Annotated in this window: 11 protein-coding genes; 4 read left to right on the forward strand and 7 right to left on the reverse strand. The window is 73.8% G+C overall.

Annotated elements, in window-relative coordinates:
• Positions 1 to 38: 38 nt before the first annotated feature.
• From AB0G08_RS04305 to AB0G08_RS04325, 5 genes are all read right to left on the reverse strand, one after another.
• On the reverse strand, positions 39 to 998 hold the full coding sequence (locus tag AB0G08_RS04305) for a hypothetical protein (RefSeq protein ID WP_358082860.1): 960 nt from the start codon (positions 996 to 998) through the stop codon (positions 39 to 41).
• A gap of 9 nt (positions 999 to 1,007) precedes the next feature.
• Entirely contained in the window at positions 1,008 to 1,982 is a 975-nt protein-coding gene (locus AB0G08_RS04310; protein WP_358082863.1) for a serine/threonine protein kinase, read from the reverse strand.
• Complete coding sequence (locus AB0G08_RS04315) at positions 1,979 to 2,734, reverse strand: NUDIX domain-containing protein (protein WP_358082866.1); 756 nt, start codon at positions 2,732 to 2,734, stop codon at positions 1,979 to 1,981. The genes AB0G08_RS04310 and AB0G08_RS04315 overlap by 4 nt, the downstream gene beginning before the upstream one ends.
• Positions 2,735 to 2,849: 115 nt before the next feature.
• Positions 2,850 to 3,674, reverse strand: coding sequence for a MaoC/PaaZ C-terminal domain-containing protein (locus tag AB0G08_RS04320; protein WP_358082936.1), 825 nt, complete (start codon positions 3,672 to 3,674; stop codon positions 2,850 to 2,852).
• Positions 3,675 to 3,937: 263 nt separating this feature from the next.
• Entirely contained in the window at positions 3,938 to 5,293 is a 1,356-nt protein-coding gene (locus AB0G08_RS04325) for a 3-oxoacyl-ACP reductase (protein ID WP_358082869.1), read from the reverse strand.
• Between the two features lie 55 nt (positions 5,294 to 5,348).
• On the opposite strand from AB0G08_RS04325, the gene AB0G08_RS04330 reads away from it, so the two are divergent.
• The gene (locus AB0G08_RS04330) at positions 5,349 to 6,641 is read left to right on the forward strand and encodes an acetyl-CoA C-acetyltransferase (RefSeq protein WP_358082872.1); all 1,293 of its coding nucleotides are present in this window, start codon (positions 5,349 to 5,351) and stop codon (positions 6,639 to 6,641) included.
• A gap of 48 nt (positions 6,642 to 6,689) precedes the next feature.
• Here the strand turns inward: AB0G08_RS04330 and AB0G08_RS04335 are convergent, their stop codons facing one another.
• Both AB0G08_RS04335 and AB0G08_RS04340 read right to left on the reverse strand, forming a co-directional pair.
• A complete protein-coding gene (locus tag AB0G08_RS04335; RefSeq protein ID WP_358082875.1) occupies positions 6,690 to 7,115 on the reverse strand; it encodes a PIN domain nuclease in 426 nt (141 codons plus the stop codon).
• Positions 7,112 to 7,321, reverse strand: coding sequence for a type II toxin-antitoxin system VapB family antitoxin (locus tag AB0G08_RS04340; protein ID WP_358082878.1), 210 nt, complete (start codon positions 7,319 to 7,321; stop codon positions 7,112 to 7,114). The genes AB0G08_RS04335 and AB0G08_RS04340 overlap by 4 nt, the downstream gene beginning before the upstream one ends.
• Positions 7,322 to 7,473: 152 nt before the next feature.
• On the opposite strand from AB0G08_RS04340, the gene AB0G08_RS04345 reads away from it, so the two are divergent.
• The 3 genes from AB0G08_RS04345 to purB all read left to right on the forward strand — a co-directional run bounded on the left by AB0G08_RS04345 (position 7,474) and on the right by purB (position 10,848).
• On the forward strand, positions 7,474 to 7,983 hold the full coding sequence (locus AB0G08_RS04345) for a SigE family RNA polymerase sigma factor (RefSeq protein WP_358082881.1): 510 nt from the start codon (positions 7,474 to 7,476) through the stop codon (positions 7,981 to 7,983).
• Entirely contained in the window at positions 7,980 to 9,248 is a 1,269-nt protein-coding gene (locus AB0G08_RS04350; protein WP_358082884.1) for a hypothetical protein, read from the forward strand. The genes AB0G08_RS04345 and AB0G08_RS04350 overlap by 4 nt, the downstream gene beginning before the upstream one ends.
• 178 nt (positions 9,249 to 9,426) lie before the next feature.
• Positions 9,427 to 10,848 (forward strand): adenylosuccinate lyase, encoded by a 1,422-nt coding sequence (purB, locus tag AB0G08_RS04355; RefSeq protein WP_358082889.1) that lies wholly within the window; start codon positions 9,427 to 9,429, stop codon positions 10,846 to 10,848.
• Positions 10,849 to 10,975: the final 127 nt, after the last annotated feature.

Here is a 10,975-nt window from a genome sequence, read left to right on the forward strand (position 1 = left end):
CACCTTTCCGAAGCCGGGGCCGACCACCGCTACGGGTCTCACAGCCGGGTCACCTCGCCGCCGGTGTCGCGGAACGCGGGCAGCGTCGACACCTCGGCGCGCCGCCCCCCGCGCAGGCGGGCCAGCGCCTTGGAGACGGTGCCGGAGGCGCCCGAGCCGGCCCGGTCGAGGTCGCGCAGGCCCTCGTCCAGGTCGATGGCCTGCTCGCCGAGCCCGACGGTGAGCGCGATGGTCTCGCAGACCGCGTCGAGGTCGTCCAGCACGACGGCGTTCTGCCCGAGCAGGTCCCGCCAGGCGTCGAGCACCTTGGCGTTGCCGGAGTAGTGGCTGCCGGCGGGGAGCAGGTAGTAGGTGTCCCAGCGGCGGGTCAGCTCGTCGACGATCTGCCGCAGCGGCACGTCCTCGCGCAGGTCGTCGCCGATGACGCGCTTCACCTCCCGGGACTTCACCTTCGGGTACGCCAGCTCGTCGCCGATGATGAACAGGTAGCCGCGCCGGCCGCGCTTCTCCCAGGAGTCGGTCGCGGTGTGCCGGGCCATGAAGTACATGGCCAGCTCGTACGACTCGGTCATCTGCCCGCCGCCGCCGCCCTCCAGCACGATCCGACCCAGGTCGTCGTCCATCCGGTTGTCCGACTCGAACTGGCCGACCTGCAACGGCACCCGGTCGCAGGTGGCGTCGCCGATCGCGCCGAACATGATCTGCGGGTCGCTGGCGTAGCCCTGCCGTTGCAGCAGCCCGAGCAGCTGCGGCAGCTTGGTCTGCAGGACGCGCGGCACGTTGCGCATCGAGCCGGTGACGTCGAAGAGCACCGCGATGGGCGTCGACCGGGGGTGCTCGGCGGAGTCGCGGCTCTCGCGCATCGCGTCGCGGGGGTCGAGGGCGGGGTGCACGGTCCGCGCCCCGCTGTCGCTGTAGGAGAACGCGCTCTTGCCGGTCTTCCGGCGGTAGCGGTCGGCGGCGTCGTACACGTCGGTGGACCACATTCCACTGCCCATGACAGCTCCTTACGGGTTGAGGGTGAAGGGTCGGAAGGTGCGCGGCCCGTAGAGCCGCTCCAGCACCTCGTCCAGTTCGCGCAGCAGGCGCCAGGCGTCGTCGGGCCGGGCGTCCAGGGACCGCTGGCGGCAGCCCCGCGCGAAGTCGTGCAGCTCGCGGGGCGCGCGCGGCCCCATCAGCCAGGTCATGCATCCGCTGGCCATCGCGATGTCGGTGCCCGGCCCGCAGGGCTTCTTCCGGGGGATCTCGTCCGGGTACCAGTTCGCGTCGTAGCCGGGCACCAGTGCGGGGACCGTGCTGCCGACGGGGGCGGAGAAGCACCAGTCGACCAGCACCACGCCGTGCCCGTCCGGCTCGATCAGCACGTGCGGCGGCAGGACCGCGCCGTGCACGATGCCCGCCCCGTGGGCCAGGCCGAGCGCCACCAGCAGCCGGCGCCACATCCAGGCCACGTCGCGGGCGTCCAGCCCGTCCGGGTACGCGCGCCGGACCTCGTCGAGGTCGTGCAGGCCGGGCGCGGTGGCGAGCACGTTGATCCGCCGTTCGGCGCCGGTCGCGGCGTCCCGGTGCGGGAAGTCCTCGACCAACCGGGGCACGTACGGCAGGTAGCGCGGGTCGCCGCGCTCGGCGATGGTGCGCAGGGCGTGCGCCTCGCGGGCCATCAGGTCGTTGTCGGCGGGCCGCCGGGGCAGCTTGAGCAGCCGGTCCGACCCGACGTCGTAGAGGTCGGCCAGGTCGCCCGAGTGGGCCGGCGCGCCGAGGCGGTAGTCGCCGAGGACGGTGACCTGCCGGGCCCGCCAGCGGGTGGTGACCTGGACGAACGCGTCGGTGGCCTCGGCGCGTACCGCCGGGTCGGGCGGCAGGCGGTCGGGGTGCAGGGCCGCGACCAGCTCGCGGTAGCGCCGGGCCGGCTGGTTCGTGCCGAACAGCTCGGCGTCGGTGCGGGCCGCCGCGACCAGGCGGACGGCGTCGGCGGTCCTCATCGGAGCGTCTCCTCCGCGGCGGGGCGCAGCAGCGCCGGGTGCAGCAGCCGGGCGTCGCCGGCCCGGTAGAGCCGGGCGCGGGGGCCGCCCCGGGCGCCGCCGCGCTCGGTGCTGGTGCCGGTGCTCTCCACGAAGCCCGGCACGGAGAGCACCTTGCGGTGGAAGTTTCCGGCGTGCAGCGGGTGACCCCAGACCGTCTCGTAGACGGCGCGCAGCTCGCTGATCGTGAACTCGCCGGCGAGGAAGCGCGTGGCGAGCGGGGTGTATTCCAGCTTGGACCGGGCCCGATCCAGCGCGTCGTCGATGATCCGGCCGTGGTCGAAGGCGAGCTGCCGGCTGGTCAGCGCCGTCACCGGCAGCCAGACCGCCTCGTCGGCGTCGGTGCCGGCGGCCGGGTCCGGCAGGTCGGGGGCGAACGCGAGGTGGGCGATGGAGACGACGCGCATCCGCGGGTCGCGGTCGGGGGCGCCGTAGCTGCCCAACTGCTCCAGGTGTACGCGGCGCAGCCCCTCGCCGCCGAGCCCGGTCTCCTCGGCCAGCTCCCGCCGGGCGCCGGTGGTCAGGTCCTCGTCGGGGCGGACGAAACCGCCGGGCAGCGCCCAGTGCCCCTCGAAGGGCGGCTGCCCGCGCCGGATCAGCAGCAGGTGCAGCGCGCCGTCCCGGATGGTCAGTGCCACCACGTCGACGGTCACGGCGACCGACGGATAGGCCCGGGGGTCGTACGCGGCCAGGAACTCCTGCTCGTCAACCATGTCTCTCTCATTCTGAGAACATCTCTATCTGAGAAGAACCTAGCGCACGAAAGCGCCCCTGCCAAGCCCGGGACGCGGATTCGGCAGGGGCGTACCCCGCTTCGGCAGGGGCGCCTCAGTGCACGAGGCCCACCAGGTGCGGTCGGCCGCGCAGGTCGTGCAGGGCGAACCCGCCGTCGGGCAGGAGGCCGAAGCTCACCGTGCCCGGTAGCGGCACCGGCAGCTTGAAGGCCACCTCGACCGTGTAGGCGTCCGGCAGCCGGTTCTCCAGCGCGGCCAGGCAGCGGGCCTTGCTCCACATCCCGTGCGCGATCGGTCGGGGGAAGCCGAACAACCGGGCGCCGAGACGGGAGGTGTGGATCGGGTTGTGGTCGCCGGAGACCCGCGCGTAGTCCGTACCGACGCGGGGCTCGACCCGCCAGCGGGCCGAACCGGCCGGCGCCGTGGGCCGCTCGTGCCGGTCCCGCCGCCCGCCGCCGCCCCGCCCGCCCTCCCTGCCGAGGTACGTCGAGACGCCGCGCCAGACCTCCTCCCCGTCGACCGAGCCGACCAGCACCACGTCGACCTGCCGGCCCCGCTCGTGCGGGCGTAGGTTCTCCGCGTACGTGCGGAAGTCGAGGGTCTCGTCGGCGGTGACCGGGCGGTGCACGGTGATCCGGTTGCCGACGTGCACCACGCCGGTCAGCGGGATGGGGAACTCCGGCGCGGTCATCAGCCGCAGGGCCAGCGGGAAGCCCATGACGTGCGGGAACGTGGCGGGCAGCCGGTCGGTGAGCCGGAATCCGCAGACCCGGTCGTAGTCGGCCAGGTGCGTCCGGTCGACGGTGATCCCGCCGACGGCCAGCTCGACCGCCGGGACGCCCGCCGAGCGCCGCCCGCCGCCGAGGCCCGGCAGCGCGCCGAGCAGCGCCCGCCGGTAGAGCGCCCCGGCCGCCGGCATCCGGGGCAGCTCGACGCGCTCCCGGGCGCCCGTCCCGGCGCGCCCGGCCGGGTCCCGCGCCGTCCGGCCGGAGAGGTCCTGCGTCGCCTCGACCGAGGCGGCGGAGAGGTCGTGCGTCTGCTCGAGGCTCAGGTCGTGGCCGGACGGTTCCGGCTGGCGGATCGCGTCCAGGGTCTCCTGCGACAGGATCTCGGTGGGGCCGTCGATCAGCTCGTGCACCGACAGGTCGTCCGGGCCCTCCGCCGGTCGTTCCCTCCTCGCCATCACGCCCCCAGCAGGCTCTGGCCGCAGACCCGGACGACGTTGCCGCTGACCGCGCCGGAGGCCGGCCACGCCAGCCAGCCGATGGTCTCGGCGACGTCCACCGGCAGCCCGCCCTGGGACATGCTGTTCATCCGTCGGCCCGCCTCGCGCAGCACCAGCGGGATGTGCGCGGTCAGCCGGGTCTCGATGAACCCGGGGGCGACAGCGTTGACGCTGATCTGCCGTTCGCGCAGCGCCGGGGCGAGCGACTCCACCAGCCCGATCACGCCCGCCTTGCTGGTGGCGTAGTTGGTCTGGCCCCGGTTGCCGGCGATGCCGGCGATCGAGGAGACCGAGACGATCCGGCCGCCGGCCGGGATCAGCTCCCGCGCCAGCAGCACGTCGTTGATCCGCTCCTGGCTGGAGAGGTTGACGTCGAGCACCGAGTCCCACCGGTCGGCGTCCATCCGGCCGAGGGTCTTGTCGCGGGTGATGCCGGCGTTGTGCACGACCACGTCCACCCGGCCGTGCCGGCCGGCCAGGTGCTCGGCGAGCCGGTCGGGGGCGTCGGGGGCGGTCAGGTCGAGCTGGACGGCCGTGCCGCCGATCTCGTTGGCGACCGCCGCCAGCTCGTCCCCGGCCGCCGGGATGTCCAGCGCGACTACCCGGGCGCCGTCGCGGGCCAGCACCCGGGCCAGCGCCGCGCCGATGCCCCGGGCCGCCCCGGTGACCAGGACGACCTGCCCGTCGAGCGGGCGGTCCCAGTCGGCCGGCGGCTCGGCCGTGCCGGCGCCGACCCGGACGACCTGCCCCGAGACGTACGCGGACCGGCCGGAGAGCAGGAACCGCAGGGTCGCCTCCAGGCTGGTCCAGGTGCCGGCGTCGGGCTCCCGCGTCACGTGGACCAGCTGGGCCGTGACGCCCCGGCCGAACTCCTTGCCGATGCTGCGGGTCAGCCCCTCCAGGGCCCGCTGGGCGGTCGCCTCCCGGGGGGAGCCGCACTCCCCGGGCGGGGTGCCGAGCACGACGACCCGGCCGCTGGGCAGCACCGAGCGGGCGTGCGGGTGGAAGAAGTCGTACAGCTGACGCAGGTCGGCGGAGTCGGTGATGCCGGTGGCGTCGTACACCAGGGCGGCGTGGCGCCCGGTGGGTTCCACGGCGTCGGGACCGCGCAGCTCGACCCCGGCGGCGGTCAGGAGCCTGCCGACCGGCTCGGCGAGCCGGCCGCCGGTCGCGGCGCCCAGCAGGACGGGGCCGGGAACGAGGGGCTCGCCGGGGACGTGCCGGCGCAGTCGCGGCGGGTCGGGCAGCCCGAGGCGCTTGACCAGCGCACGACCGGCCCCCGATCGGACGAAGCTCGCGTACCTGTCGGTCATAGGCGTAGCCTACTGGCGAGTAGGTTGAGGGCAAGTCTTTCGAGGAGGCGGGATCGTGCAGAGCATCCGGCGGGTCGCGGTCATCGGCGGCAACCGCATCCCCTTCGCGCGGTCCAACTCGCGGTACGCCAGCGCGTCGAACGCCGACATGCTGGGCGCCGCGCTGGACGGGCTCGTCGCCCGGTTCGGCCTGGCCGGCCAGCGGGTCGGCGAGGTGGTGGCCGGCGCCGTGCTCAAACACGCGAAGGACTTCAACCTCACCCGCGAGGTCGTACTCGGCTCGAAGCTCGACCCGCACACCCCCGCCTACGACATCCAGCAGGCCTGCGGCACCGGGCTGGAGGCGGCCATCCTGGTCGCCAACAAGATCGCCCTCGGGCAGATCGACGTCGGCATCGCCGGCGGCGTGGACACCACCTCCGACGCGCCGCTCGCGGTCAACGAGGAGATGCGCCGCACGCTGCTCAGGCTGAACAGCGCCCGCACCCTCGGCGAGCGGCTGAGGATCGCCGCGAAGCTGCGCCCCACCCAGCCGTTCAAGCCGGAGATCCCGCGCAACGCGGAGCCGCGTACCGGGCTGTCGATGGGGGAGCACGCCGCCCGCACGGCGCTGCGCTGGCAGGTCGACCGGCAGGCCCAGGACGAGCTGGCGCTGCGCTCGCACCAGCGGCTCGCCGCCGCGTACGACCGGGGGTTCTTCGACGACCTGCTGACCCCCTACCTCGGCCTGACCCGAGACGCGAACCTGCGCCCCGACACCAGCCTGGAGCGGCTCGGCGCGCTGAAGCCGGTCTTCGGCGCGAAGGGACCCGACGCCGACGCGGCGACCATGACGGCCGGCAACTCGTCGCCGCTGACCGACGGCGCCTCGACGGTGCTGCTGGCCAGCGAGGAGTGGGCCCGCGAGCACCACCTGCCGGTGCTGGCGTGGTTCTCCTGGTCGGAGACCGCCGCCGTCGACTTCGTGCACGGCGACGAGGGCCTGCTGATGGCCCCCGCGTACGCGGTGCCCCGGATGCTGTCCCGGGCCGGGCTGACCCTCCAGGACTTCGACTTCTACGAGATCCACGAGGCGTTCGCCTCGCAGGTGCTGGCCACCCTGGCCGCCTGGGAGTCGCCGGAGTTCTGCAAGGACCGGCTGGGGCTGGACGCCCCGCTCGGGACGATCGACCGGGAGAAGCTGAACGTCAACGGCTCGTCGCTGGCCGCCGGGCACCCGTTCGCGGCCACCGGCGGCCGGATCGTGGCGACCCTGGCCAAGCTCCTCGCCGACAAGGGCAGCGGCCGGGGCCTGATCTCGATCTGCGCGGCGGGCGGGCAGGGCGTGACCGCCATCCTCGAACGCTGACCGCAGGCGGGGTCTCAGCCCGTCAGCATCACCGGCCCGCGGGTCGAGCTACTTGATCGTGCCGGCCGGGGCGAGCCATCGCACGGGCTGCCCGGTCACCTCGGCGATCTGGTCGAAGTCACGGTCGTAGTGCAGCAGGGAGAGGCCCTGGTACTCGGCCGTCGCCGCGATCAGCAGGTCGACGGCACCGGCGGACCGGTGGGTGCCCCGGGCGGTGAGCTCGTCCTGGATCTCGGTCGCCCGCTCGTAGATCCGGTCCGGCATGCCCACCCAGCTGAACGCCGTCCGGAGTCGGTCCCCCAGCCACCTGCGGTCGGCCTGCGAGCGGGCCGAATACAGGAACTCCAGCTCGACCAGCGGACAGACCGCGAGCAGGCCGGCCGTGAGTGGCTGTTCCCAGCGGGCCTGGGTGTCGGGGTCGCGCAGGAGCCGGACCAGCGCACTGGTGTCCACCAGGTAGTCCGCGAGTCTCACGACCGGTACGTGTCCTTGTCGAGCAGTTCGTCGAAGTCGCCGGCCTGGGCCCGTCCGCTGAGTTCCGCCAGGGCGCGGGCGCGACGGAGGCGGGCAGCCCCTTCCCGCAGCGCGACGTTCACCGTCTCCTTCTTGGTCTTGGTGCCGAAGGCCGCGGCGGCGTCCGCCAGCGCCTCGTCGTCGACGTCCACCAGGATCTTGGTCACGCGCGCCCCCTATATACGGTCCGGGAGTCGAGTATATCCAGCGCCGGTCCGCGTGGTGGGGGATCGAGACGCCCGCGCCGTCGGTCGCCGAGCAACCTCACCGACCCGTCGGTCCGTTCCCCAGGCATGAGGCGAAAGCAAGGTCCGGCGCGGTGAACCGGGCCGACGAGGACGAGTACCGGCAGTTCGTGAGCGTCCGGTTGGAGTCACTGCGCATCACGGCGTACCTGCTCTGCCGAGAGTGGCACACCGCGGACGACCTGGTGTCCATCACCATCGGCAAGCTCTACCGGCACTGGCGGCGGGTGCGCCGCGTGGAGCACGTCGACGCGTACGTCCGCGGCATGCTCACCAACGCCTGGCTGGACGAGCGGCGTCGGCCGTGGCGGCGGGAGAGGTCCACCGACGACCTGCCCGACCGGGCCGAGCCGAACGTGCCGGAGGTGGCACTCGCCGACCGGGAGTTGCTCCTGGACCTGCTGGCGCAGCTACCGCCACGCCGCCGGGCCGTGGTGGTCCTGCGCTTCTACTGCGACCTCTCGGTCGAGGAGACCGCCCGTGCGCTGGGAATCAGCGCGGGCACCGTGAAGAGCCAGGCGGCGCGAGGGCTGGAGAGCCTGCGTGCCCTGGTGTCGATCGACGCGAGCAGGGAGGGCGCATGAGTCACCGGACGATCTTCGAAGAGGCGGTCGGTGAGGTACCGCCCAGCTCCATCGACCTGGACCGGGTCATCTCCCGGCAGCGCCGCCGCCTGCGACTGCGCCGGCTCGCCGTGATCGGGACGGCGGCCGTCGCGGTCGGCGCGATCACGGTCGGGGCGGCCGTCACCGGGGGTCACCCGCGGACGGCCCCGCCGGCGGCGCCGAGCCCGACGGTACGTATCCCGCCGCCCGGCCATGATCAGGTCTTCACCCCCACCGACCGGGCGATCTTCGAGGCGATGAGCCGGGTGGCGCCGGACCTCGAATGGATACGGCAGGAAGGCGCCTGGGAGGGCGGGGCGGTCTGGGGATCCGGGGCGAGCACCCGCGGCTACACCCCGAACGGCTATCTGGGCCAGGGGCGGGTCCGTGCCGGTGACCGGGTCGGCTACCTCGTCGTGGGCATCCCGCTGGACTGGGGAGCGTTGCAGCCCTGCCCGCCCGAGCCGATGCGGAGGGCCCGTTGCGCCACCCGGACCGGACCCGCCGGCGAGACGATCCGGGCCAGCTCCGCGCGCAACCCGGATGCCGGGCCCCGCAGGAGTCCGACCGGCTTCACCATGACCCATTCGGTCTGGGTGCAGCGGCCCGACGGCGTGGTCATCAACGTCAGCATCAGGGGTGAGGACGAGGATCCGCCGCTCACCGAGGCGCAGTTGGCCGCGCTGGTGCTCGACCCGGCCGTCGCCGAGGTGGCCGCTGATCCGCTCCGTGGGGACGCCCGGGCCCGCCGGCAGCTGGTCCACAGTTGGGTGCTCGCCGCGATTCAGCGGCAGGCGCCGGGTGTCACCGGCGCGGAGGGGGAGGGCCCGGTGTTCACCGCGAACGACCTGGGCGCGGGTTGGAGCGACCGCGGTGCCGAGAGCCGGAACACGACGGACACCTACTGGGGGTACGGCCGGGTCATGGTCAAGCGGGTGGCCGGGCTCCTGTCGGTGGACATCCGGCGGCGCGACGCGGTTCCGGAGGGTGGCCTGATCTGTGGCGAGCCCACACCGACCCGGGTCTGCGAGGCGGGCGCGGGGCCGCGCGGCGAGCGGCACCGCACCACCACGACCCGGGACGCCGACGGGGTCGCCACGCAGCGGGAGATCGACGTACGGCGTGGCGACGGCACGTGGCTGCGGGTGACGCTCGCGGCGAACGCGAAGGGCCGTTTTCCGCTCACCGTGACGCAGCAACTGGGGATCGCCCTCGACCTGACGGTCACGTTGCCCGGCGGGTGAGGTCCGTGGACGACCGACGCCCGCCCGGCGCGAAGCCGGGCGGGCGTCGCCGGACCTACGTGGTCCGCTCAGCCCGGCACGGGTGTGCCACCGGCCGGCGATCCCCGGCCGTCCGGGCTGGTGGGCGGCCGGACGGCCTCGTCGGGGTCACGTCCGCGGACATGAAAGACTGAGGTACGTGACGATCCCGAACGTGCTCGCCAACCGGTACGCCTCGCCCGAGCTGGTCGCCCTCTGGTCACCGGAGGAGAAGATCCGGATGGAGCGGCGGCTCTGGCTCGCCGTGCTCCGGGCGCAGCGGGACCTCGGCGTGCCGGTGCCGGACGGCGTGGTCGAGGCGTACGAGCGGGTGCTCGACCAGGTCGACCTGGGCTCGATCGCCGAGCGGGAGCGGGTCACCCGGCACGACGTGAAGGCCCGGATCGAGGAGTTCAGCGCGCTCGCCGGGCACGAGCACGTGCACAAGGGCATGACCTCCCGGGACCTCACCGAGAACGTCGAGCAGCTCCAGGTGCGCCGCTCGCTGGAGCTGATCCGGGACCGGGTGGTCGCCACCCTGGCCCGGCTGTCCCGGCTCGCCGTCGAGCACTCCGACCTGGTGATGACCGGCCGCTCGCACAACGTCGCGGCGCAGGCCACCACGCTGGGCAAGCGCTTCGCGTCGGCCGCGGAGGAGCTGCTCATCGCGTACGAGCGGCTGGACGACCTGATCAACTGGTACCCGCTGCGCGGCATCAAGGGCCCGGTCGGCACCGCCGCCGACCAGCTCGACCTCTTCGACGGCGACGCCGAGCGGGTGGCCGAGCTGGAGCGCCGGGTCGCGGGGCACCTGGGCTTCAGCCGGGTGCTCGACAGCGTCGGCCAGGTCTACCCGCGCTCGATCGACCTGGCGGTGCTCTCCGCGCTGGCGCAGATCGCCGCCGCCCCGTCGTCCCTGGCGACCACGATCCGGCTGATGGTCGGCCAGGAGCTGGCCACCGAGGGCTTCAAGCCGGGCCAGGTGGGTTCCAGCGCGATGCCGCACAAGATGAACACCCGGTCCAGCGAGCGGGTCAACGGCTTCGCGGTGATCATCCGGGGCTACCTGTCGATGGTCGGCGAGCTGGCCGGCGACCAGTGGAACGAGGGGGACGTCTCCTGCTCGGTGGTCCGCCGGGTCGCCCTGCCGGACGCGTTCTTCGCCGCCGACGGGCTGTTCCAGACCTTCCTCACCGTGCTGGACGAGTTCGGCGCGTACCCGGCGGTGGTCAACCGCGAGTTGGAGCGCTTCCTGCCCTTCCTGGCCACCACCAAGATCCTGGTGGCGGCGGTCCGGCGCGGCGTCGGCCGCGAGGTCGCCCACGAGGTGATCAAGGAGCACGCGGTCGCGGTGGCCCTGGCCATGCGCGAGAAGGGCGCCGCCGAGAACGACCTCTTCGACCGCCTCGCGGCGGACGGCCGCCTGGGCCTGACCCGCGGCGAGATCGACGCGCTGGTCGCCGACCGGACGGCCTTCGTCGGCGCCGCCCCAGCCCAGGTCGAGGCGGTCGTCCGCCGCATCGCCGCCGTCGTCGACGCCCACCCCCAGGCCGCCACCTACACCCCACCCCCCATCCTCTGACCCACCCACCCCACCCCCCGGCCTCCAAGCCGGTCGATGATTTGGTTTGGGGGGGGGTTTGATATAGTCTTGGGCCCCCACCAGATGTAAAAGGGGGTTGCGGGGGGGGGGCGGGGGGGGTGGGGGA

This window comes from Micromonospora sp. NPDC023644 (genome assembly GCF_040640115.1).
Lineage (GTDB): Bacteria > Actinomycetota > Actinomycetes > Mycobacteriales > Micromonosporaceae > Micromonospora.

Excerpts from the sequence above, each read along its gene's own strand:
- AB0G08_RS04305 (WP_358082860.1), bottom strand. The coding sequence starts at position 998 with ATGGGCAGTGGAATGTGGTCCACCGACGTGTACGACGCCGCCGACCGC.
- AB0G08_RS04310 (WP_358082863.1), bottom strand. The coding sequence starts at position 1,982 with ATGAGGACCGCCGACGCCGTCCGCCTGGTCGCGGCGGCCCGCACCGAC.
- AB0G08_RS04315 (WP_358082866.1), bottom strand. The coding sequence starts at position 2,734 with ATGGTTGACGAGCAGGAGTTCCTGGCCGCGTACGACCCCCGGGCCTAT.
- AB0G08_RS04320 (WP_358082936.1), bottom strand. The coding sequence starts at position 3,674 with ATGCCGGCGGCCGGGGCGCTCTACCGGCGGGCGCTGCTCGGCGCGCTG.
- AB0G08_RS04325 (WP_358082869.1), bottom strand. The coding sequence starts at position 5,293 with ATGACCGACAGGTACGCGAGCTTCGTCCGATCGGGGGCCGGTCGTGCG.
- AB0G08_RS04350 (WP_358082884.1), top strand. The coding sequence starts at position 7,980 with ATGAGTCACCGGACGATCTTCGAAGAGGCGGTCGGTGAGGTACCGCCC.